Genomic DNA, 22,819 nt, shown 5'->3' on the forward strand with positions numbered 1-22,819 from the left:
CCCCTTACATTTTCTCATCTAAAAAAACCCCAACCTTATTGCTGAGATTATACATGATATCCAGCATCTTCTCGCTTGGAATTTCTCGAATGACCTCATTCGTTTCATCTCTCATCACAAGAACCATGATTGTATTGGTCTTGTCATGAATCTTCACTTGGATATGAGTTCCCAACTGTTCAAGCTTTTTGTTTACTTGTTCAGCCAGTTCAACTGCCGACTTCTCCTGCTTGTGGTGAATCCTATCTGATTTAACGTCCAATGAAGCTTCGTCTGCAAGATTTACGAACCACGGAACCAAGGATCGAGGAGCATAGCCCGAATTCGAGTCAATTCTCATCCTTATCCTCTCCCGCCACCTCTAATTATTTGTTCATATGAAAAAAGCCGGCCGGGAAACCGGCCGGCAGCTAATCATATTAGCGAAGCAGTTGCAGAATGCCTTGAGGTTGCTGGTTAGCCTGAGCCAACATTGCAGTTGCAGCCTGTTGAAGGATGTTGTTTTTAGTGAATTCGGACATTTCCTTCGCCATATCTGTGTCACGGATACGGGATTCTGCTGCTTGCAGGTTTTCAGAGGTCGTTCCCAGGTTGTTGATCGTATGTTCCAGACGGTTTTGAACAGCCCCCAAATTGGAGCGAATGTCGGAAACCTTGTTGATAGCCGATTGAACGGTTGTCAAGTTGGAAGCAGCTGTAACGTTCAAGCTAGCTGCAGCCGACAAGGATTGAAGGCCTGTTGCGCCGCCAAAATCAACGCTCAAAGATGTTGCAAGCGCAGCGTTAAGATCCAAAGTAATCGTTTCGCCAGCGTTCGCGCCCACTTGGAAGATTACGCTACTTACAGATCCATCCAACAGTTTTTTCGTGTTGAATTGGGTTTGTGTTGCAATGTCATTAATTTGAGCGGACAATTGGCTAACTTCGGCGTCGATCTTAGCTGCGTCAGTAGTTGTCAACACTTCGTTCGCACCTTGTACGTACAGTTCAGCCATACGTTGCAACATGGCATGAGTTTCGTTGAGCGCACCTTCAGCAGTTTGGATCAGCGAGATGCCGTCAAGAGAGTTCTTGGAAGCTTGCTCCAAACCACGGATTTGGTTGCGCATTTTTTCGGAGATTGCCAGGCCAGCAGCATCGTCAGCCGCGCGGTTGATTCTGAAACCGGAAGACAATTTCTCCAGAGATTTGGAAGAAGCATTGTTGTTAGCAGTCAATTGACGCTGAGTGTTGTAAGAGCTGATATTGTGGTTAATACGCATGTTAAATTCCTCCTTGGAATGTCGACGGCGCTTCCATGCGCCATCCTCTATTAGATTGATAGAACCGGGTTTACGGCCGTTGAAACCTTGCTATCATCTCTTAATTTATATATCGGACGAACCAAGATTTTCTTTTATAGCTAAACGCATATTATTTTTCATTTTTCTTATTTTTTAAAACCTGACTTAATAATTGCTGAGCATTGTCTTGAATGGTGGCGGCGCTTCGATTTTGGTCCTGCAGTGCTTTATAGATTTCCTCGCGATACACCGTGACATGCGCGGGAGCATCAATCCCGATTCGTACATGGTCGCCGGACACTTCCAAAATTGTCAATACGATATCATTATTAATGACGATTTTTTCACCTTTATTCCTGGATAGTACTAGCATTTACTTCTCCCCTCCTAGCAAGGAATGCTGAATGGAATACGGGGAGTTGTCCAATACGATTTGTACGGCATTTTTATTCCTGGTATTGAATATAATCGGCGCCTTCAGGTTCGCGGTAATGTCGTTTTGGGATCTGACCGTCAGAATCACTTTCACTTCAATGTCCTCGGCCGAGTCAATGGAGAGGCGTTTCTTCCACACGTCATTCAAATCAAATTCATATTCCGGAAATAAGGTGAAGGGGTCGACGACAATGAACGTAAGGTCGGGTTCGCCGACCGCCTGCAAATATTCAAAAACATCCTCCGATTCTTGGTGGATCACAATATATTCACGAAGCTTAGGAAAGCCGAATAAAGGTTCGATGAATCGATAGACTTGCTGCTGCGGGACATCCAGTTCGCCGAACCGGGTCGACGTCACGATCATGGTTAATACCTCCATATAAAAAGATAGTCGTACTTGAGCGGCTGCCAAATTACAACTATCTTATCATCATTTACACCACTGCATCCAAGGATTGGCCAGTGCTGCTCATAAATATATAATTTTTCTGGATCAGGTAAGGATTGACCTTGCCCGGATAATAGTCTACGACAGGTTTGCTTGTTTTGACGTCGAAAGTAACGGAACCAGGAGTATAATTGGTGCTTAATCTAGACGGAGTATAGGTAATATCCACGTTATCATATCCCGGATCGCCGCAAATTTCGATGGGGAATTCCTGAAAAACCTTGTCTCGGGCAATTTCCCCAAAGGCTCTTTCCTTTTGTTGAATTTGCATCATTCGATCTCCGTCGCTTGCAATGTTGCCGATATTTTGATATGAAATCCGCAATGCGTTTTGAGCTATCCGGTCGGTTATTTCGGCAAAGCGAGCCATACCGAGTGCAGACCATGCCTTACGCGAATCAATTTCAAGCGAGGACTTCTCCGTGCTTAACTCCAACCGTCCGGGTTCCTGCATTATGGTCAATTCCGGCTTCGGCTGCTCGATGCTGTATTGTCCCCGTGTCGTTTCCAGGCCAATTTTACTGTAACCCTGCTGAATTTGAATACGGGGGATATTCATTGGCTACCTGACTCCTATCTCAGAAAATCCATCAGGCTCGGTCTAATGATACGTGCCATGGTATCCAAGGAAGCTTGATAAATGCTCTCCGCAGTCTTCAGATCGGAAATGACGGACGGCATATCGACGTCCTCTACTTTGGATTGAAGACTAGTATAGTTCAAGTTCAAGTCATCCAGGCGATTCAGCGTAAATTCAAGACGGTTTTGTTTTCCGCCTACTTCTGCTTGGGTCGTAATGATTTTTTCGAGGGACTTTTGCAAAGCGGGTATTGCAGCCTGAATTCCTGTAGTACTATCGCCCAACAATGCCTGCTTTAAGTTATCTACAACTTTAAATAATCCACTCGGATCGCCCGAAGCACCGAAAATTTTATCTCCGTTTGTATTGACCCCGACATAAATGCCTGCACCGATTTGGTATTCGACCTCGCCTTGGTCCAGGCTGTAGGTTTGGTTCGCAGGGTCGTCAGGATAAGGTTGCTCGTTTACCCGTTCGCCATTAAAAATATATTTCCCCTTAAACTGCGAATTCCCGAGCGAAACGAGCTGCTTATACAATTCGTCCACTTCTTGGGCAATATTCTTCCGCGCGTCGGGCGGAACCGTATCCGTTCCGCCTTCCACGGCCAGTTCCGACAGCCTTTGCACGATTTGGGTCGCTTCCGTCATGACGGTGTCGCTGAACTTCATCCAGGAATCCGCATCCTGGACGTTTTCGTTAAACTGCGTGGTCGAGCTGATTTCAGCTCTGTATTTCAAGGCGCTGGACACCCCCACCGGATCGTCGGAAGGACGGTTCAGGCGGCGCTGGGTCATCAGCTGCTCCTGCGTCTTATCCAATCTGCGATAGTTGGATTGCAAATTGTTCATCATCGAGCTGCTCATCATCGATTGTGTGATCCGCATCAGTGTTCATCTCCTATCTACCGGCAATCTTATCTACCGACTACGCCGGTTCCGTTAATCAATTTATCCAGCATTTCATCCATGGTCGTGATAATCCGGGAAGACGCGCTGTAAGCGTGCTGGAATTTAATGAGGTCGGACATTTCTTCGTCCAGGGAAACGCTGCTGATCGATTGGCGCAGGCTGTCCGCGTGCTGGACAAGCAGGTTGCCGTTCTCCGTCATTTTCGCGGCATGATCCGTGTCGGTTCCAAGCTGGGCGATCACGGATTGCAAATAACCGCCGAACGTTCCCTCCGCTGTAATGGCTCCGTTATTGTTGTTCGGATTAAAATTAAATTTCTTCTCGGCAAGTCCGGCAATAAGAAGCGCCAGATCCCCGTTTCCTTGAAGAACTTTGTTTTGCGTCACACCGTTCGCGGTGACCGATTCCGTCCGCATCGATGCGGCGATGTTTTTCAAATCGGCAAGGATCTCCGAGTTGACCCGAATGTTTGCCGCAGTGAAGGTATTCGAGTTATCCGAAGTTACGAAGAAATCTTTGCCCGGCGTTGCCGGATCCGCGAGCGTGTACCCGAGTTTATGCAGACCGTTCAGCCCGTCAACCGTATATTTCACATCGGCAGCAAGCTTGCCGGGTACGGTTGGATCGTATTGCGCGTTCGGGATGGTGACGCCGGGAGGGATAATCGACCCTGCAGGAAGGGTCACCTCAACTTTTCCGGTAGCGAGCGTATTGGCCATAATATCGAGCTGCTTAGCATATTCGGCTACATGGACGTCCCTGGACTGGAAGTAACCCGCGATTTCTCCTTTGGTAAGGTTGGCCGCATCGGCTACCGTGATTTGGGCGGATGTTTGCCCATCGACCACAACCGTCGTGCCAAACATCAACTGATAGTTGTCGTCGGTTTCGGTCACTTGAACGTTGCCGAGCTTGGACAGCTGGTCCACAAGCAAATCCCGCTTGTCGCGAAGATCGTTGGCGTTATCCCCAAGCCCTTCGATCCGGCTGATCATCAGGCTTAAATCGGAGATTTGATTGATATAGTTGTTCGCCTCGTTAACCTTCACGTTGATTTTTTCCGTAATATTATCCCTTAACATGCTCAGTTGGGATGCGATATGGTTGAAGGTTTCGGTTAAAGCGACAGCTTTTTGCTGCACCACGGTGCGCGCCGACAAGTCGGTAGCGCTCGGGTTTTTGCTGAGCTGCTGCCAAGCATTCCAAAATTCGGAGATGCTCGTCGCGATGCTGTCCTCCGAAGGTTCGTTAATGATCCCCTCGATGTTGGACAACGTTTCCTGCTTGACCGCCCACGTGGCTTGGTCCGTGCTTTGATTGCGGTACTGGACATCCAGCAGCAAGTCCCTGACACGCGTAATGCTTGTCGCTTCCACACCCATGCCCAGCTGCGCTGGTGCCGTGGACATCAGAAGACCCGGATAATACAGCGGGCGGGAAGCTTCCAAGTGAACCGTTTGCCTCGAATATCCCGGAGTGTTGGCGTTTGTCACGTTTTGCCCTGTCGTGTTCAGAGCCGTCTGCTGCGCCAAAATCCCCCTTTTACCAACTTCAATGGAATGAAACGTTGACGTCATCCTTTTTTCCCCCGCTTCTTACGCTCTGGCATCAAAAAATCCGCGATTGTTGCCGCCCGTCGTTTTTTGCTGCGCCGGATTCTTATACAGCATGTCATCCTCAGGGCGACTGACAACCAGATTCAACGAATAATCGATAAATGCCAAGGATTGATCTATGAGCTCTTTGTTAATTTGATTTATATTTTTCAAGGCTACAAGCGTTTCCGTCAGTCGTTTCTGGGCATCAATCAAACTTTGCTTTTCTTCGGGCTCGAACACGAGACGCGTCATCTCCGTGATCGTCAGTTGAAGTTTGGAGCGGATCCCTTTCTCGCGCAAAAATGCTTGCATGGCCTCTTCGCGTTCCGCATCGTATTCGGCGATTTGCTTCAGAAGCCGGGTTTCCCGCGTCATGATCTGGGTGAGGGCTTGGATGTCATTTTTAATAATGACCTGCTGTTTCTCCTCGCCGGCCTGAATCATTTCGCTGTACGCCCCGTTTAACTGATCCATTGTAACGATGACTTGTTGTACGCTCACTCTTTGTCACCTGATTTACTGTAGGATTTGAAATACGGCAGCAGCTTTTCGGCAAGCTTGCCCGCTTCCACATGATAGGTTCCCGTTGCGACCGATTCTTTCAACTGCTGGATCCGTTTGGCGCGTTCCGGGTCTTGGGCCCGCTTCGCGTCATCCAGCATTTCGAGAGCTTCCGGCGAAAAAGATACCTTGTCTGTTTGGCGTTTCTTTTTCTCAACATGATATTCGCGTGATTCCACATTTCGCTGGTATGGATTAATACCGCCTAACCGTCCTGTGTCGTTCACTTTCATGTTTGTTCACCTCACTTTAAATAAAAAACGTCTATCAATGCGTCTTAACTGTAGACAGAACGCTTTTAGCAGAAGTTCCCCCGTGAAATGGCGGCTTGCTCGGCTTCATCGAACCCGCGGCACATTTCAAAAGGATAACATCCCGTTTGTATTCTCTCGGAAGACCGCTTTTTGCATGTTGTTTTTTTACGGATATAAAATCCTTTGGTTTCGCAAACAACAAAAGATTTCATACCTAAAAAGACAACCGATAAGCTTTACTAAGTTTATCGGTCGTCGCAGAAACATTGTTAATAGCTTATATTGTTTTTAGGCTAATGGTACCGTCATTTATGGAATTTATCGACGACGCGATAGGCTCCTTCGCCTGCTTCTCCCGTGCCTAACGTCTTATTCGACTCTCCGTTCGCGGCCCGGGTCAGCTCTTTCGTCAACCGAGTGCGACAAGAGTCGCACATATGCCCCTCTCGAATCAGGGTTCCGCAGACTTCGCACGGATACATCAAATTCGGCGCGTTCATGACCGAAATACGGCCCTCGCGGATAAACCGGGTGATCTGCTTGACCGAAACTCCAGTGGCCTCGGAAAGCTCCTGAATCGTTGCCCCTCTCTCTTCACGCAAATATTGAACGCAAATCTCGTACTCATGTTCAATATCCTTGATGCAGCTTGGGCATATGTCTCTGAAATTAGCCGCAAACAATTTACCGCAGCGGGGACAATTCGCCAGATTCATGATTATGACCTCCCGTGTTCCTCAAAAGGATCACCCCCTTCGATACAACATCGTTCGAATTTCGGGATCCTTAAAGTACAACAAAATATAATATACCACTAGATTACCTTATTCTCCCTCGTTTCGTCCATCCCTCAAATCATCCGAGCGATTTCCGTCACATATGGCAAAAGTATTTTCAGGATCAGGGAGCTCTCTTCTAAAAAAATTCCTATAAAACGAACACGTCGTTCACCCGCCACTGTCTTCATTCATGCTCCCCCAGAGAAAAAGGCCCGTTACGAACGAGCCCAGGTCAAACTGTAGATTTCGGGATCGGCACCAACCTTCTGCCCGGCGTATTGCCGGATCGCCTCCGCACAAGCGTTGATCGTCCCTCCCGTTGTATAAATATCATCTATAATGAGAATCCGAATCCTTCCCGGCGCTGCGTGATCAGTTCCACTCCCTCCCATTTCGTAAATACGAAAATTCTCGGGTATGCATTCAAAAGCATTTCTCATCGATTGGATTCGCTCGAGCCTGGTTTTGAAGCTTTGTTTTTCGGTATGCATGCTCCGCATCAGCAATTCGGCAACCGGCAGCCGATGAAGCCGACCCAGTCCTTCCGCGAAAACTTGAGCCTGGTTGAACCCGCGCTCTGCCAAACGGGCTTCACTTACGGGTACGTATGTAATCAGATCAGGCCGCCATAGCCCGCCTTTTCGCGGACCCGGATGCTGCTGCAAGTAAGTTATCTCCTGCTGCATGCGTACAAAAGCTTGGCCGAGCATTTGGACGATTAACGACGCGTACCTTTCATGTCCCCGGTATTTATATTGGGCAAGCCATTCTCTCATGACTTCGTCATACCTGACGGCGCTGCGGTTCATAACAAACGACCGCTGCCGCGCATCCGGCCGCAAGCAATCCGGGCATCCGATCCCTCTCCCGCAATACTGGCAGCGGGGGCGCATGATCCAGGGAATCGCCTCGGCGCAGCGCCGACATATTCCCGGCCATTCCCGAACGAGTTTGGTTTTGCTGCCGCATGTCAGGCATACCTCGCCCGGGGGAGCCAACAGCTCGCGAACGAATCGTGAAAAAGAGGAACTGAAAGAGCTCATAACAAAAAAACCTCCCAGCTTATATCAATTAGGTCTCTCCAGTCGCCTACTCCGGCAACAAAAAATAGCGGTAGCAATTCTTTAGAAAGAGCACCCTTATATCTCTAAAAACGCCAAACCGTACACCTTGTCCCACCGATTTCGAAAGCCTTAAAAAGATGGACCGTGGCGGTTTCATCACAGATACCCGAGTTTTCGCGCAATCCGGTTCATGCTTTTAATTTGTTGAACGGCACGTTTCTGCGAAACCGTCCACTGCGGCGAAGCAAAAACGACTTTTCCCGCCGGGTCTTCGGCGGAGCGACCTGCCCGACCGGCCATCTGCACAAGCGAAGCTTCGTCAAAAAGACTGCTGTCCGCGTCCGCGATAAAAACATCGCTGCGAGGCACCGTCACCCCGCGTTCCAAAATCGTCGTCGTCACCAGCAATCGAATATCGCGCCGGCGAAACTTGGCGACCTTCTCCGCGCGAAAGGGATCCTCCGAGGATGTGCCTTCGACGCAAACCCCGCCGATGATGCGGCGAAGAATATCCACCAGCGGATCAATGTGCCGGATGCGGGAAACGAACAGGAACACTTGCGCCCCCCGTTCCAACGACAACTTAAGTTCATACGACAAACGCTTCAGCAGCAGCGGCTGGCGCAAGCATTGCTCGATGCTTTTGAGCGCGATCCGCTTCGGAACCGGCAGCGGATGTCCGTGAAACCGTACGGGCACTCTTGCATGCGGCAAACGGCCCCTCGCCGCTTCTTTTTGCAGCGGGCGCGGCGGCGTTGCGGAAAGATAAATGAATTTCCCGTCCGGTTTGCAGGCGTTCTGGGCGGCGTAAGCCAGCATTGGGTCGTTGTGGTAGGGGAAGGCGTCCAGCTCGTCGATGACGACCAGATCAAAAGCTTGGTAAAAGCGCATCAGCTGATGCGTCGTCGCCAGCGTCAATTCGCCCGCCTGCCACCGTTCCGTGCTGCCCCCGTACAAGGTGACGATCCGCGTATCCGGAAAAGCTTTGCCCAGCCGGGGCGCAAGCTCCAGCACGACGTCCCGCCGGGGAGTGGCGACCAGCACGCGCCCGCCGTTTTCCAAAATTGCCCCGAGCAGCGGAAAGATCATCTCGGTTTTGCCCGCGCCGGTGACGGCCCATAGGAGGAACCGGGCATGGCCGGCGGGCGGCCGCTCCGCTCGGCCGCCCGGTTTGGCGGAGCCCCTGCGGGGCGGCTCCGCCAGGAACCCCAGCGCGGCACAGGCGGCATCGCCCTGTGCTGCGCTTAAGCCCCACCGCCCGCGCACTGCGGCGGTGGATTGCCCGGCCGCTGCGCGTACGGCCGGGTCCCTCGCTGCTGAGCGGAGCAGCAGCGAACAGGCGCGGCTGCGCCCTAGAGCGAGGCAGGCCTCGCAATAGGCGCAGTTCGCGCGGCCGCACGCGGCGCATGGCGTGCGGCCGGTGGCTTCGCTGCCGCAGCGCCGGCAGCGGGGGAGACTTTGGCGGCCCATGCGCAGCAGGCCGCCTCCCCGCGGGCCGGCATCCGCAAGGCCCGCGACAAGCGCCAGCCGGCCCTGCAGGCTGGCCAGCTGGGCGGCGCTGTGCCAGGCGCCTGCAAGGCCCGGCGCCATCTCCTGCAGCAGCGCGTCCACCTCCGCTGCAAGCAGCGACCTGCCCTGCACCAGCTTGGTCAGCGCATCCGCTTGCTCGCTCAGTTCCGCCGCAGCGGACGCCATAGTCATAGTCATCGTCAGGCCGATCCGTCCCGGCCCTGCAGGTCCAGCTAACAGCCGCTGAACCGGCTCGGGCATAGACTTATGGATATCCCAGAGCCACTGATCTGATCTGCCGTTTCGTAAGGTTTGCCCCTCATGGATTTCCCCCCTCCTTCCCGCTCCTTCTTCATCTTCTAACTGTCCGCGAAGCCAAAGATTCCATTTCCGCAAATCCCACCCGTTCATGTCAGACCGCTGCTCGAAACAACGTTCCAACCGAACGGCCACACTTAACGCGATCGCTTCGGACAGAAGCACCATCCGACCGATACTCGACTTATCACGAAGCATTTGCCTCCACCACAACACATCCACGCGCAAATCCAAAGAACGATAAAACCTCCATTCCCCTTCAAACCAGATAACATACACCGCCACCTGCACGCAAAAGAACCTCCTTCATGTAGATTCCCATCGTGGGTTACTTTTCACCATGATGCTGTCCATGCTCTACGCCGGATAAAGTACTCGCATAAGATAAAAGCGCTTCTGCTAGGCGCTATTAAAATCAGGCTTGCCACATCCAACCAACCGGCAACTTTTAAGCAACCTTGACCGTCTAGATCATGGAACGCCGTATCCCATTCAAACAAAAAAGCACACCCCTGAACGGTTTCCCGTAAAGAAGTGTGCTTCACATCGAAATTCTCCATATGCCGCCATGCGCAGGCGCGGTCCTATACATAAGGAATCTGCCTCGCTTCATGCGGATTTCGCAAATCAATGATGGTTGCATCCGAATCGCCAGCACGGCTCAAGACCGAATCATCGGTCGTCACGGACAAATCGATGCCCGCAAGCCCCTCAAGTCGCCGCACGATGCCAAGCGTCGCATCGTCTGAATCGAGATCCAGCACCGTTAGCTGAATTCTGATGCCCGTCACCCAGGCGTACAATCCCAAAGCTCGGACATACCATTCGATCTGGCGTTCATGGTTGGACGTGATCAACAGATAATGAATGTGGCGCCGGTCCCGGCGCTTTTGCCAGGCATGATAGGCATGAACCGCCGCAACCGCTGCGGCATACACCAGAAGGATGGACAATAACGAGGTCAACATGCTGACTCACCTCCCTGATACCAACAATATATGCTGATCGAATCAGGTCGGTGAATGAAAGCGTATCATAAGCCCGCACCCTTTTATATGGTCACGTCCATCGCCTATATCCCGTGGAAATTTTCACAATCATTGGCAGCTGGAACGAAATGTTCCAAAGCCCCATCGTTTTATTAAAGCGTAACCCAGCCGTATTTGATCGAGTTGATAACGGCCTGCGTACGGTCGTCGACTTCCATCTTCTGCAAAATGCTGCTGACATGGTTTTTGACCGTTTTTTCGCTAATGAAGAGATATTCCCCGATCATTTTGTTGCTCTTGCCTTCGGCCATCAAACGTAAAACCTCGGCTTCGCGGCGGGTTAACGGATTATTTTCTCCAGCGACGAATTTAACTCCCGCTTCCCGGACGCCGCTTTCCGCCATGGCCCCCGTTTCGTTCAGGAAGGTCATGCGGCGCAGCTGCTGAATCAATTTGCCGGTGACCTTCGGATGGATAAAGGCATATCCTTCCTGTACCGAACGAATCGCGTTGATCAGCGACTCCGCCTCCATGTCCTTCAACAGGTAGCCATTGGCACCTTTGCGAAGCGTTTCGAATACATAACTTTCGTCATCATGAATGGACAGAATGATTACCTTCACGTCCGGAAACAGCTCGCGCAGCTTCTCGGTTGCCTCTACGCCGTTTTCGACCGGCATGTTGATATCCATGAGCACGATATCCGGTTTTTCTTCGTTGCAAAATTCCAATACTTGAATGCCGTCACCGCATTCTCCGATGACTTCAATGTCATCCTCCATGTTCAAAATGCGCTTCAGACCCTCGCGAAACAATTGATGATCGTCAGCCAAGAGGACTTTAATGGTTGTTTTGCCAGAATCCTTGTTTTCCATCCTGTTACTCCTTTCCCTTCTCCACGTTCGTTGGGATATGGATTACGATCTTTGTACCCTGGTTCTCTGCGGATTCAAGTTCCATTCTTCCTTCAAGTAGCTCTACTCTCTCACGCATCCCGATCAGCCCGAAATGATCCTTGGACTTCTGTTCCAGAAGTTCCACCTTGAAACCGAGCCCGTTATCCTGGACAACGATTTTCACCATCTGGGCCTGGTATGTAATTTCGACTAAAACATAAGTAGGGTAGGCATGCTTGGCCGCATTGCTGAGAGCTTCCTGCACCAAGCGGTATATGGCCGCTTCCATGGCGGAAGACAGACGGTGTTCTTTGCCCCGCGTTTCGAAGATCGTACGGATTTTCGTTTTTTCCTCGTAATCGTGTACGTATTTCCGGAGCGTCGGGATCAGACCCAAGTCATCAAGGGCCATCGGCCTGAGGTTGAATATCACCTTCCGCATTTCTTCCAGGCTGGAGCGCACTTGTCCCTTCAAATCTAATATTTCGTCCTGCACCATCTTAAATTCCTGCTTCATCAGCATTCTTTCCACAATTTCCGTGCGAAGAACCAGATTGGCAAGCAGCTGTGCCGGGCCGTCATGGATTTCGCGGGCAATTCGTTTGCGTTCCTCTTCCTGAGCCAGTATGATTTTCAGACCGATCAGCTGACGGTTTTTCGCCGTTTCGATAATCCGAGTCACCTGTCCCAGTTCGCCTGACAAGTACTCCAGTACCACACCCATTTGTGATCCGATGGATTCAGCACGTTCAACAGAGTTTTCAACATTTCGGACTCTTTTTTGCAATTCATCGCGTCTTGCCTTCAGGTACATTTCCTTCTCGCGATAAATCATTACATCGAGCTGCAGCTGCGTAGCTTTCTCGTACGCCTGCCTGATGTCATCCTCTTTGTAGCGGACGAAGTCCCGGCTGACTTCCGTCAGCCGGATGCGCGAACGCTTGTAGTTCAGCTCCAGCTGATCCACCTTTTGCAGCGTTTCGATCGTTTCCTTCATCACATATTGCAGCTCCTGATTCAATGAGGCAAGCTCGTCCCGGGCCGCCTCCAGAATCTCAAACATCTGATACTTGCTGTTTTCCATCACCTGAATGGCGTTCTTAATGACGCGGTCTATCGCATCGGCTTGAAAATCCACGTATTTCTACTCCATTTCTTACCATTACAGTTCTATATAGAATGAGCTACGAGTCGATCCGAGCGTACACAGTAACTTATATATCGCAAGGGACTGACTCCTGTGATCCGTTTTCATTAGTTCATTTCTATACATATCATACCATATCATGATTCGATAGTGACGGTCTTCGTGTTTTGTTCCCATTTTACATTTAATCCTAATTGCTCGGATACGAGACGAAGTGGGACTAAAGTACGACCACTACTAATATATGGAGCAACGCTTGCGCCTTTGCGCTTTCCGTTTAGGATAAAATCCGTGTTTCCTACCGTCAAATCCATGACCTTTCCACCACGGGTCACGGTGATTCTTTGATTGGCGGCATCCCATGTTGCCTGGCCTCCGAACGTATCAAGCACGTATTTGATAGGAATATAGGTGCTGCTGCCTTTCATGACAGGAGCAGCTTCCATCGTTTTCGACTGTCCGTTCGATGTGAAGGACTTTTGGCCGATCGTCATCATGACTTTTCCGGTAGGCAGGCCAGCATCGCTTGAGAGCGAAGGCATCGTGAATTGGATGTTGTCGAATGCGACCGTGCCTGTTTTTGCCCGTTCGTCCTGACCCTCTTCCACGTTCACGACGTAAATGCGTTTGAGTTGGGCAGGGAAAGCAATACCTTTATCGCTTAAATCGATGTCGAGCGTTTTCCAGCCGTCCCAATCGATCGTCTTGGCCAGATCCACATAGACGGTTTGACCGTTATTGTCTTTCAGCTCGGCTCGAGCCCAGTTCAGGCTGTGATCTCCCATCATATCGATCGACATCCGTGTGGCCGGCGCCGCAATCGTTTTGCCGGCTGTGCCGTTCAGTTCCGCGTATGCGTACATTTTGCCTGTTCCCGCCGTCATGTCGTATGTCAGCTGCAGAACCTTGGATTTGGCGTGGTCTCCCGTTCCTTGCGTTACGGCAGCCGTGCCGCTCACTTGCGGGTTGTTGCTCGTAAACTGAACCGGATAGGAGACATTTTCGAAGTTTTCCCACATGTCCTCGCCGGCAGCCGACAGGATCACCGCCGTGCTGAATCCGTTATAACGGGCGATCGCATATCCGACTTTGACGTTCGGATCCACGGATGCAACGGTCAGCTTGCCATTTTGCACGCTGCCTTTAAAACCGATGAATTCCCACTTCAGCGCGCTTTCAGGCACATCGATCTTCTGCCCGTCCTTCGTGACGGTCGTAACCGGCACGGACACCGTACTGCCTGCTTGCAGCTGTCCCGTCTGGGATCCTGCATTGAGCTCGGTCAAATCATCGGCTCCAAGAACTTTAACCTCCATGCTTGCGCTTGCTTTGCCGCTGACGGCGGTAATGGTCGAGGTTCCCGGTTTCACCCCGGTAACGGTTTGTCCGCTTACTTTAATATTGCCGTTGCTGGATTTCAATGTTGGCGTAAGGCCGGAAGTATCCACCGGATTGAAGTAGGTATCGTAACCCTTCAATTTAAACGATGCCTGCTGACCGATGAGAATGGCCGATGAGCCGCTGACCTTCAATCCCTTCAACTCGCCCTTTGGCGCCTCGGAAAATACGCCCAGACCGTTTACAACGCTGCGCTGCTCCGTACCGTATTCTGTATTGAAAGTCAGCGTGGCATCGTTATCTCCGAGCGGTCGGCTGACAAGCGTCGTCGAACCTCCTCCGTCAAGATTCATGCCTTTCCATACACCGATATCCACCATAAAAGATTGCAGTTCCCCAAGCGACATGCCGGAGCTGTTGTCGTTTTTCTCTACCGTTACAATGTAGGCGTAACGTTCGTCCTTCGAATAACCGAGAGCCGTCCGCGCCCGGTATCCGCCGATGCTGGAAACGTCGCGGGAATAAGACGTCGCTTTGCCGTTATTCACCAAAATGGTATGCCCGCCGATCATCATCTGCAGATTAGCCGGATCCACCGACTGCCCCATCGTCTTCGAATTCAGCATGTAGCTCGTTTTAAGCGTCTGACCGACGGCCAGATGATTTTTAACGAACTCCGCCGCCTTGCCGTGCGTCCGCAAAATATATCCGTCCTGAGGCACCGACATGCCCGTGAAGCCCCCAACATCGGAAATTTGGGTAACGACGCCGTTTTGCACCAGCACCTCAACCGGCGTCGTTGCGCTGTTTTTCGGACGTTCCGTCGATTTCCATGCGCTGGTGTAAATGTACATGGCGTCGACATGGCTGTACGTCTGGCCGCTGCTTTCGGGATTGTACGAGGTTTTGTTGATGCCTGCGAGCGGGAAAGTGGAGCCATCCTCCGCCGTAACGGTCCCGCTGAAAGCAAACTCGTCGATGATCGGTTTGCCATCGGTTGTTACCGCAAAGGAATACATCCCTTTAATGTCCGACGGTGTCGACAAAAGCACGCCGTTTGTTACTTGCCCGCCGATCGGCGCGCCATCCGCCGTCGTATTGAAATAGTCTCCGTTTACCGCCGCAACCGCGCCGTTTTCTTTGGCCATGCCGCCGGTGCTTTGTTTTGTCGTAAACTGGCCGTTTTTGCCGTTCATGACGTCGATCTTCACGTAAGGGTTTTGCAGATCTACCCGGATGACGTCCGCAAGTGCCGTCGCCTGCTTCCCGGATCGGGTCGTCGTAAATTTGTATTTCGTCAACATCGCCCCGGACGTGACCGGTGATTCATCCAGCTTGACAACCGATGCCGAAGCCGCGCTTGCGATCGATGAAATGGAATGTCCGTTCAGCGGCACTCCGCTCCCGACGACTGGCGCGATAAAAAGCAGCCCCGCCAGCGATACGACCATCCATTTTTTGCTTGCGGCTATCCCCTGCTTGCTTTTGCTTTTCTCTCTGGTTCTTTTCATGAAGCGCTACTCTCCCATCTTTTCAAACACGTTCCATCCCCGGAAACAAGAATGAACCTAATAATATACTGACGTCATTCGCTAGTAAAAAGTTCCATCACCAATCGTCGTTGCCCTGGATTTAAAACTCGCATGAGTTTAAGAGATTACTAATCTGTAACCTCTGTCCTATTTAATAGACTGTTTTAAACCTGAAAAGTTACGGAAAAATCCGCTTTTTTTAGCGAAATCGATAGAAATGGGAGAAAAAAAGCCCGGCCCCCTGCAAAAGAGAGCGCTAGGCTACGAGCTTACATATATTCTATTTTCTCTAACATTCGTTGAAGCATCACGGCGGCCTGAGCTCTAGTGGCGTTGCCTTTCGGCTGGAACGCTTTTTCGCTCACGCCTTGAATGATTCCCTCTTTGAGGAGTTTGGCGATGGCATCTTTCGCTTGAATCTGTTTATAGTCGGCGAACTTCTTTAAATACGTTTCCGGAGTATAGGCGAGCGTCGCCTGGTATCCGGCGTAATTCATGGCCCGCATCATCATGATCGCCATTTCTTCGCGAGTAATCGGGTTGTTCGGTTTAAATGAACCGTCTTTATTCCCGACGATGATCCCTGCTTTTACCGCAGCTCCTATAAATGCGTTTTCCTTCGTATTGGTGATGTCATAAAAGCGCTGGGAGGTTTGCACATCGCCCGAAAGACCCAATCCTCTGGCTACGTATTCCGCAAATTCGGCACGGGTAATCATTTGATTCGGCTCGAATTTGGAGCTCGTTCTGCCCTCAACGATCAATTTTCCGGATAATGCGTTAATCGCTTTGGAAGCCCAGTGGCTGCCGACGTCGTTATAATATTTATACGAAACGCCAACGACGACCGTATGGTTTCCTTTCGCTTTCGCCTTGAAAACTTTTTTCGAGCCTTGGTTCTCCATAAGGGACGGAACAAAGGTCATTTTATCCGCGCCCGCATCCCATTGGAACAGACTTATTTTATCGACGAGGGCGGTCAAGGTGCTTGCGATCCAATATTGACTGTCGACCTGCACCTCCACCGAAAAAGCGGAAGCGCTGTTGCTGACCGCCGTTATATAAAAGTCGAATGGCTCGGTCATTTTGGTAATGGCGGATGCGCTTATTTTGCCGTTCGTAAAGGCGGCTGCGTCTCCCGTGAGTTTTTCGACCGCGATGTTTAAAGTAACGTTCGAAGATGAGGTGTTCAAGCTCCGTGCAATTTCGTTAATGTTGAGCTTGCTCAGCTGCAGAACTATCATCGCTTCGCCCGCTTTTACGGCGATCGCCGCATTTTTGTCCTTTGCATAAATGCTCTCCAGAGCGCTTAACGGAATGCTTGCGGAAACGCCGTTTGATCCCGACTGAGCGTCGATCAACGTCAAATGCGTGACGGATTTGCTGTTTACGATATACTCGTACGTCGTTTTAAGCTTTTCCGAATCCACGACGAGATGCTTGATCATTTGATTGTTCCGGGATTGGATATTCGCCGAAGGAATCGCGGCCTGATCGTTTAATACGAATACCGAAATACCGAAATCCTTCAAATCCGTCAGCGACAAATAGTCCGGCCGATTGACGTCCGACTTGTCCCCTGTGTTTTCTCCCGCCACCAATTTGTCGAATGGCGACAATCGGTTGCCCGAACTGTCTATAATGCCGTTAGCCCCGGTCAGATACGTTACTTCAACCCGTTGGCCGCTGCTTACCGGACTGCTCAGCTTCAGGGACACGGTATCGCCGCTGACAAACGCTTGGAGCACGCCGCGGATCAACCCGTCCACGTATACCTGGAAAAGTCCGGAGGAAACGTTGGACTGGGAAAGGGTTCTATTGTACGTAATTTGCAGGATATCCCCCTGCACCGTTACTGATTTGACTTCGCTCGTTGCGCCGCCTTCAACGATTTTGACAGGCTCCAGATTGACGTAACCTGCGGAGTTGCCATTAAGGTCGGTCAGGCGGCTCGTACCCGGAACGTAGGAAACCGTAACTTTGGAAAGCTTGTTTATTGCTGTCGCAAGCGTCAAAATGACCTGATTGTTTTTAATTTCCACGGCGCTCACGTAATTCGGAACCCCATTCACCAAAACCGAAAATTGGCTTTTCATCGGTATGTTGCTCGTGCTTAACGGTTCGTTGTACGTCATGGTCACTTTTTTGTCCAAGGCTTCGGCCTTTTGGAACACAGGCGGTTTGGTATCCTGATAGTTGCGGACGAAAAAGTCGGTAAAGGCGCTAATGTTTTGCCCCCGGCTGTCCTGCAGAGGATAGTTGCCCGGCTTATAGCTTATTTTTACCACCTGACCGTCCGAAACGGGGCTGCTTAGCGTCAAATAAACCGTTTGCCCGCTTTGGCTGATCGATTTGATGTCTACCGTGGTGTCGTCCGCTTTTACCGTGAACTGCTCGTAAGCAAAAGAAGAGACCGATTTAAGCGACTGATTGAAATATAAGGTCACATTGCTGTACGACACATTACCGCTTGAAGGTTTGGGCAGGGCCGTGTCCATACCGTTGACCACATCCCGCGCCGAAAAGGTTGCCGCCTGATTTTTATAAAGATCCTGAATCGGACGCGAACCACCGCTATAGCTCACTTTGACGTTCTGACCGACGGCCACCCCGGTTTCCAGCGAAATATAGACGCTATTTCCCGACGTGGAAACATTGCTGATTTTTCGGACCTCGTCGTTGACCGTCACGGAGAAGCTGCTTGTTTGCAGCCATGTATCCGAATAGAGCTGTTTGTTATAGGTCAGCCGGATCGTCGTGTTGTTGTACATTTCGCTGCTTTGAAGCACTGGAGGCTGTTTGTCGGTTACCGGCGTCTGGAACGTCCAGCTCGATGTTAATCCCCCGTATTGGTTGTAGTAGTTTTGCGCATCGTAAAAAGCGTTTTTACCGATCGTGACGTAATACGTCGAATCATAATCGAATGTATAACCGGACTGAAGCCGAACCCGCACTTCGCGGCCGTTTACGCTGACATTGACAGGCACTTCCTTGCCGCTGCTAGACTTGCGCACCGATACTTCGCCTGTTCCCCGTACCACTTCCCGGTTAAAAGTGAAGTACAAATCGGAATCGATGGCAACGCCCGTACTTTGATGATATGGACTGAAGTTGGTGATGGTCAGAACCGAGGAATTGTCGACAGCCGTCGTGAATCTCCAGCCATTCGAAGACGTAATCCCTTGGACGGCATTGCCCTGCTGATCGGTAAAAGCATCGTCGGCGACCGTCACGTAATACCCCGAGTTGCCTGTTATGTAACTGCTCAGATCAATCGTAATCTGGGAAGTGCCGCTTCCCGTTACAATAGAGGTATCATTGGCCGAAATGGATTTGATCAAAGCTCCGTTCGTTCGTCGAAGCTCGATGGCACCGGTACCCGCTATAACCGGAAAGTTATAGTTTAATGTAAATTTTGTTGCTGCCGGAATATTCACGTCATTGTTGCGCGGATATGTACTCGCGATGGCCGTCTTCGCCTGTGTCTTAAAAGACCATTCGCTAGGGTTGTTTATGCCTTCAAACGGAAGTCCCGTTTTGGTTGTGAAAGCATTAGGGTCTATTTTTACCCAGTAAGTCGTATCGCTCGCAAGCGTTTGATTCAATGAAATGACAACCTCGCAGCCGTTAACGCTCACCTGGTTGCCGGCAGCCGGAATCGTCTCAACGATAGCATTATCCGATTGTTTGATGACTTGAATAGAACCCGTACCGGCGGCCATGTCTTCGTTGAATTTCATTTTGAGCTTCAGTTGCACAGGATTGATTCCGGTTGCATTTGATGCCGGCTCGTAAGACTGTACTGCTTTTTTGACCGTACTAAATGGATATGCGAGCTCTTCTGAAGGTGTATTTTGTCCATCGGCCGTCTGAAAAGCCTCCGCACTCATCTTTAATGCATAATTATGGCCATATTGCAGTCGCTTCTGATTGTCGAATCTCACCTCAAAATGCGTTTGTTGGGCCGGATCTTCTTGAACAGGGAGACTATCCATGCTTCCCTTCGGATCGGTAAGATCCTGTAAATAAACTCGGGTTATCCCACCGCTGAGTACGACTAATTTCATGGGTTGATTAAAATCCAAATTGAAGATCGGCGTCAGGCCAACTCCTTCCGTACTGCACGCATTCGGAGCGACCGAAATCTTCGGGGTTAAATCTTGGGTAGAAGCGGCAGCGCTAGCGCCAAGCCCCCCATAGATCACCTCGATCGTTAAGATGAAGGCCAGCAGTAGTGACAGCCTTTTTCTCATTCGTCTCATCCTTCCTTTCCCGGGCGTCGTGTTCTCCTGACATGTTTTATGAGCCCGTCACAAAACACACACCTATACTTCTTTTTCGGTTAAAAATGGGATGAAGTTTAGGACTTTGGCCGGAAGGTTTTTCTACGACAAAAAAACCTCAGCCGGCGTGAAGCCGAACTGAGGTTTTTATTTGATGAGCATCTCCCGCAAAAGTAAGAACTTACTTCGGTACCAATTCACTGTCATGCGGGGACCTCAAAGAATTATAAACGAATAAGGGATAAAGCTTATAGACCCGCTTGGGCTTTCAGCTCTTCCACTTTATCTACGCGTTCCCAAGGAAGATCCACATCCGTCCGGCCAAAATGACCGTAAGCAGCGGTTTGCTTATAGATTGGGCGACGCAGATCCAGCATGCGGATAATGCCTGCAGGACGAAGATCGAAGTTGCCCCGGATCAGTTCTACGAGTTTCTCGTCGCTTACTTTGCCTGTGCCATACGTATCGACGTTGATGGACACCGGAGTAGCAACGCCAATCGCGTAAGCAAGCTGGATTTCGCATTTGTCGGCGAGCCCGGCTGCCACGATGTTTTTCGCTACATAACGAGCTGCATACGCCGCGGAACGGTCTACCTTCGTCGGATCCTTACCGGAGAATGCGCCGCCGCCATGGCGTGCGTAACCGCCGTAAGTATCGACGATAATTTTACGGCCTGTCAGCCCGGCATCCCCTTGAGGACCGCCGATAACGAAACGTCCGGTTGGGTTAATGAAATATTTCGTTTGTTCATCCAGCAATTCGGCCGGTACAACTGGAAGAATAACCTTTTCCTTAATATCTGCTTGAATTTGCTCAAGCGTTACATCCTCAGAATGCTGAGTTGATACTACGATCGTGTCTACACGTACCGGTTTGCCATCGAGATACTCGATCGTCACTTGCGTTTTACCGTCCGGACGGAGGTACTCAAGGGTTCCGTTTTTACGGACTTCGGACAAACGGCGTGCAATACGGTGAGACAATGCGATGGGAAGCGGCATAAGTTCAGGCGTTTCGTTCGTTGCAAAACCAAACATCAAACCTTGGTCGCCTGCGCCGATGTTTTCCGTTTCCTTGTCCACTTGAGCAGGATCGCGGTTTTCTAAAGCAGCGTTAACGCCTTGGGCGATATCGGCCGACTGTTCATTCAACGACGTCAAAACAGCCATCGTATTGTAGTCAAAGCCGTATTTGGCGCGAGTATAACCGATTTCCTTAACCGTATTTCTAACAATAGCTGGGATATCTACATACTCGGATTTGGTACTGATTTCACCAATAACAAGCACGAGGCCTGTCGCAACCGAAACTTCGCAAGCTACGCGAGCGTTAGGATCATTTTCCAGAAATGCATCAAGCACCGCATCGGAGATTTGGTCGCAAATCTTGTCCGGATGTCCTTCCGTAACGGACTCTGAAGTAAACAGATGACGTCCTTTAACAGACATAGGTTCAACCTCCTAAGGATAAAATATTAAGAAAAACGTCAACCGACGTACTTTCACGGAAAACAAACCGCATTTTATCGGAGTTTTTCTTGCAATATAAGATCATGAAATACCAAGGCATCACATTTTCTTAAATCCAAAGAAAAACGTCTTCGACGTACTTTCTCTACAACGAGATGCCGCCAAGCAAGCGGCGATAAGTATGTCCTATACAAAAAATGAACCTTTTCCCAAGCAGGAAAAGGCTGCATGACAATCCTCAATGGTCATATTAACGCATTTGTCAACCTATGTCAACGAAAGGAGAAGCAATCCTCTATTTGCAAAAAACGTTCCTTCTCAGGATCAATGAGGACCCTTAATATGGGAATTGTATTGCTTTAAATGTAGATAAAAGTACTGAATAAACTATACCTTAATACATTCAAATTACAACGAAGGTTGGAAATTACAACAAGCTTTGCTGAGCTTGGCGAACCAACCGCTTGGTCATTTCACCGCCTACGGATCCATTTTGACGGGAAGTCAAATGGCCGGCGTAAGCGTCTCCGCCTACAACCCCACCAACTGCCCCCAACTCACCGGCAAATTCCGTGTCTGCCGAGCCGCCGGACGATCCGTATGCCGAGCTCAACCCTAATTCGGCAGCAATTTCATATTTCAATTGATTTAATGCATGCCCGGATTCAGGAACGATTTTACGATTTCGATTATTTGATCTAGCCATTAAAAATGCACCTCCTGCATAGATGTACTGCAGGATTAGTATCTGTAAAATGCATGGCGCTAGACGTATAAATCATTGTTACTTATGGCAAAAATAAGGTTATAAAAGTGACTCATCTTTAATTATTGAATCGAATATCCACCGCGCACCATGACAATCAAATTGTATTTATTACCATCCTGGACCATGATGCCTCGTCCATTTCTTGGAAAAGAAAGCAAATGGTTATTGCTTACAGCTTGTCCATTAGCAATATCTTTTCCATCCGTAAGGTCAGCTACGCCGTTGGCATCTTCACTGTATACCACGCCCTTGCCGCTGCGAATAATAAATTCGGTGCCGGCTTTGGCAATCAGCTTTTCGCCTGGCTTAAGCGTAACAACCGACACCGTATTTTCAACGATCGTTGTTTCATCCTTGCCACCGGATGGCTTATCCGTGGCAGGTGGCGTTGTAGGATTGGTTGGTGGATTCGTCGGTGTGGTTGGATTTGTTGGCGGCGTAGTTGTTGTGTTTCCGCCACCGCCTAAAGCCTTTTGGATTTGTTGATCTACGTAGCTTTTAGTGACAACCGGATCATCTGCTGTGCCAGGTTGGCCTACAGAGCTAGCGCCTTGGGCGGTGATGTTGAAGATGGAGCCGAGAGTGATGCCGCCAGATAGTAATGCTATCGTAAATAACATCTTAGATACTTTATTCATAAATTGCCTCCA

At 50.1% G+C, this 22,819-nt stretch carries 20 protein-coding genes; all 20 read right to left on the reverse strand.

The features are described 5' to 3' along the window. Positions 1-4 precede the first annotated feature (4 nt). The 20 genes from RJP21_RS07135 to RJP21_RS07230 all read right to left on the reverse strand — a co-directional run bounded on the left by RJP21_RS07135 (position 5) and on the right by RJP21_RS07230 (position 22,807). Positions 5-340: a flagellar protein FlaG gene (locus tag RJP21_RS07135; RefSeq protein WP_310858689.1), complete on the reverse strand. Its 336-nt coding sequence runs from the start codon at positions 338-340 to the stop codon at positions 5-7. Positions 341-419: 79 nt separating this feature from the next. Beyond that, positions 420-1,262 (reverse strand): flagellin N-terminal helical domain-containing protein, encoded by an 843-nt coding sequence (locus tag RJP21_RS07140; protein WP_160044092.1) that lies wholly within the window; start codon positions 1,260-1,262, stop codon positions 420-422. Positions 1,263-1,413: 151 nt separating this feature from the next. Further along, positions 1,414-1,656: a carbon storage regulator CsrA gene (gene csrA, locus RJP21_RS07145; protein ID WP_310858690.1), complete on the reverse strand. Its 243-nt coding sequence runs from the start codon at positions 1,654-1,656 to the stop codon at positions 1,414-1,416. Then, complete coding sequence (fliW, locus tag RJP21_RS07150) at positions 1,657-2,085, reverse strand: flagellar assembly protein FliW (RefSeq protein ID WP_310858691.1); 429 nt, start codon at positions 2,083-2,085, stop codon at positions 1,657-1,659. It abuts the gene before it with no gap. Between the two features lie 70 nt (positions 2,086-2,155). After that, complete coding sequence (locus tag RJP21_RS07155) at positions 2,156-2,728, reverse strand: DUF6470 family protein (protein WP_310858692.1); 573 nt, start codon at positions 2,726-2,728, stop codon at positions 2,156-2,158. A gap of 14 nt (positions 2,729-2,742) precedes the next feature. Continuing rightward, on the reverse strand, positions 2,743-3,636 hold the full coding sequence (flgL, locus tag RJP21_RS07160; RefSeq protein WP_310858693.1) for a flagellar hook-associated protein FlgL: 894 nt from the start codon (positions 3,634-3,636) through the stop codon (positions 2,743-2,745). A 29-nt stretch (positions 3,637-3,665) separates the two neighbouring features. Then, positions 3,666-5,237: a flagellar hook-associated protein FlgK gene (flgK, locus tag RJP21_RS07165; protein WP_310858694.1), complete on the reverse strand. Its 1,572-nt coding sequence runs from the start codon at positions 5,235-5,237 to the stop codon at positions 3,666-3,668. Between the two features lie 18 nt (positions 5,238-5,255). Further along, positions 5,256-5,759: a flagellar protein FlgN gene (locus RJP21_RS07170; RefSeq protein WP_310858695.1), complete on the reverse strand. Its 504-nt coding sequence runs from the start codon at positions 5,757-5,759 to the stop codon at positions 5,256-5,258. Further along, the gene (gene flgM / locus RJP21_RS07175; RefSeq protein WP_310858696.1) at positions 5,756-6,052 is read right to left on the reverse strand and encodes a flagellar biosynthesis anti-sigma factor FlgM; all 297 of its coding nucleotides are present in this window, start codon (positions 6,050-6,052) and stop codon (positions 5,756-5,758) included. Before flgM ends, RJP21_RS07170 begins: the two co-directional genes overlap by 4 nt. A 326-nt stretch (positions 6,053-6,378) precedes the next feature. Continuing rightward, positions 6,379-6,789 (reverse strand): TIGR03826 family flagellar region protein, encoded by a 411-nt coding sequence (locus RJP21_RS07180; protein WP_160044084.1) that lies wholly within the window; start codon positions 6,787-6,789, stop codon positions 6,379-6,381. 278 nt (positions 6,790-7,067) lie between these two features. Continuing rightward, the gene (locus RJP21_RS07185; protein ID WP_310858697.1) at positions 7,068-7,895 is read right to left on the reverse strand and encodes a ComFC family protein; all 828 of its coding nucleotides are present in this window, start codon (positions 7,893-7,895) and stop codon (positions 7,068-7,070) included. A 177-nt stretch (positions 7,896-8,072) separates the two neighbouring features. Further along, a complete protein-coding gene (locus RJP21_RS07190) occupies positions 8,073-10,034 on the reverse strand; it encodes an ATP-dependent helicase ComFA (RefSeq protein ID WP_310858698.1) in 1,962 nt (653 codons plus the stop codon). Between the two features lie 293 nt (positions 10,035-10,327). Further along, complete coding sequence (locus RJP21_RS07195; RefSeq protein ID WP_160044081.1) at positions 10,328-10,711, reverse strand: hypothetical protein; 384 nt, start codon at positions 10,709-10,711, stop codon at positions 10,328-10,330. A 173-nt stretch (positions 10,712-10,884) separates the two neighbouring features. After that, positions 10,885-11,607 carry a response regulator transcription factor gene (locus tag RJP21_RS07200; RefSeq protein ID WP_160044080.1) on the reverse strand — a complete coding sequence of 241 codons (723 nt, stop codon included), beginning with the start codon at positions 11,605-11,607 and terminating at the stop codon, positions 10,885-10,887. 4 nt (positions 11,608-11,611) lie between these two features. Next, positions 11,612-12,766, reverse strand: coding sequence for a sensor histidine kinase (locus RJP21_RS07205; protein ID WP_160044079.1), 1,155 nt, complete (start codon positions 12,764-12,766; stop codon positions 11,612-11,614). 146 nt (positions 12,767-12,912) lie between these two features. Further along, positions 12,913-15,624 (reverse strand): stalk domain-containing protein, encoded by a 2,712-nt coding sequence (locus tag RJP21_RS07210; protein ID WP_310858699.1) that lies wholly within the window; start codon positions 15,622-15,624, stop codon positions 12,913-12,915. A gap of 290 nt (positions 15,625-15,914) precedes the next feature. Further along, positions 15,915-19,898: a SwmB domain-containing protein gene (locus RJP21_RS07215; protein WP_310858700.1), complete on the reverse strand. Its 3,984-nt coding sequence runs from the start codon at positions 19,896-19,898 to the stop codon at positions 15,915-15,917. A 278-nt stretch (positions 19,899-20,176) separates the two neighbouring features. Beyond that, positions 20,177-21,379, reverse strand: coding sequence for a methionine adenosyltransferase (metK, locus tag RJP21_RS07220; protein WP_310858701.1), 1,203 nt, complete (start codon positions 21,377-21,379; stop codon positions 20,177-20,179). 448 nt (positions 21,380-21,827) lie between these two features. Then, positions 21,828-22,106 carry an alpha/beta-type small acid-soluble spore protein gene (locus RJP21_RS07225; protein WP_310858702.1) on the reverse strand — a complete coding sequence of 93 codons (279 nt, stop codon included), beginning with the start codon at positions 22,104-22,106 and terminating at the stop codon, positions 21,828-21,830. A 122-nt stretch (positions 22,107-22,228) separates the two neighbouring features. After that, complete coding sequence (locus RJP21_RS07230) at positions 22,229-22,807, reverse strand: hypothetical protein (RefSeq protein WP_310858703.1); 579 nt, start codon at positions 22,805-22,807, stop codon at positions 22,229-22,231. Positions 22,808-22,819 lie beyond the last annotated feature (12 nt).

It is taken from the genome of Paenibacillus sp. VCA1, assembly GCF_031583795.1.
Taxonomy (GTDB): domain Bacteria; phylum Bacillota; class Bacilli; order Paenibacillales; family Paenibacillaceae; genus Paenibacillus_AQ; species Paenibacillus_AQ albilobatus.

What these genes read in the sequence shown, in the direction of transcription:
- RJP21_RS07230 (WP_310858703.1), bottom strand. Translation starts at nt 22,807, where the DNA reads ATGAATAAAGTATCTAAGATGTTATTTACGATAGCATTACTATCTGGC.
- flgL (WP_310858693.1), bottom strand. Translation starts at nt 3,636, where the DNA reads ATGCGGATCACACAATCGATGATGAGCAGCTCGATGATGAACAATTTG.
- csrA (WP_310858690.1), bottom strand. Translation starts at nt 1,656, where the DNA reads ATGCTAGTACTATCCAGGAATAAAGGTGAAAAAATCGTCATTAATAAT.
- metK (WP_310858701.1), bottom strand. Translation starts at nt 21,379, where the DNA reads ATGTCTGTTAAAGGACGTCATCTGTTTACTTCAGAGTCCGTTACGGAA.
- RJP21_RS07185 (WP_310858697.1), bottom strand. Translation starts at nt 7,895, where the DNA reads ATGAGCTCTTTCAGTTCCTCTTTTTCACGATTCGTTCGCGAGCTGTTG.
- RJP21_RS07225 (WP_310858702.1), bottom strand. Translation starts at nt 22,106, where the DNA reads ATGGCTAGATCAAATAATCGAAATCGTAAAATCGTTCCTGAATCCGGG.
- RJP21_RS07135 (WP_310858689.1), bottom strand. Translation starts at nt 340, where the DNA reads ATGAGAATTGACTCGAATTCGGGCTATGCTCCTCGATCCTTGGTTCCG.
- RJP21_RS07195 (WP_160044081.1), bottom strand. Translation starts at nt 10,711, where the DNA reads ATGTTGACCTCGTTATTGTCCATCCTTCTGGTGTATGCCGCAGCGGTT.
- fliW (WP_310858691.1), bottom strand. Translation starts at nt 2,085, where the DNA reads ATGATCGTGACGTCGACCCGGTTCGGCGAACTGGATGTCCCGCAGCAG.
- RJP21_RS07210 (WP_310858699.1), bottom strand. Translation starts at nt 15,624, where the DNA reads ATGAAAAGAACCAGAGAGAAAAGCAAAAGCAAGCAGGGGATAGCCGCA.
- flgK (WP_310858694.1), bottom strand. Translation starts at nt 5,237, where the DNA reads ATGACGTCAACGTTTCATTCCATTGAAGTTGGTAAAAGGGGGATTTTG.
- RJP21_RS07155 (WP_310858692.1), bottom strand. Translation starts at nt 2,728, where the DNA reads ATGAATATCCCCCGTATTCAAATTCAGCAGGGTTACAGTAAAATTGGC.
- flgM (WP_310858696.1), bottom strand. Translation starts at nt 6,052, where the DNA reads ATGAAAGTGAACGACACAGGACGGTTAGGCGGTATTAATCCATACCAG.
- RJP21_RS07200 (WP_160044080.1), bottom strand. Translation starts at nt 11,607, where the DNA reads ATGGAAAACAAGGATTCTGGCAAAACAACCATTAAAGTCCTCTTGGCT.
- RJP21_RS07180 (WP_160044084.1), bottom strand. Translation starts at nt 6,789, where the DNA reads ATGAATCTGGCGAATTGTCCCCGCTGCGGTAAATTGTTTGCGGCTAAT.
- RJP21_RS07140 (WP_160044092.1), bottom strand. Translation starts at nt 1,262, where the DNA reads ATGCGTATTAACCACAATATCAGCTCTTACAACACTCAGCGTCAATTG.
- RJP21_RS07215 (WP_310858700.1), bottom strand. Translation starts at nt 19,898, where the DNA reads ATGAGAAAAAGGCTGTCACTACTGCTGGCCTTCATCTTAACGATCGAG.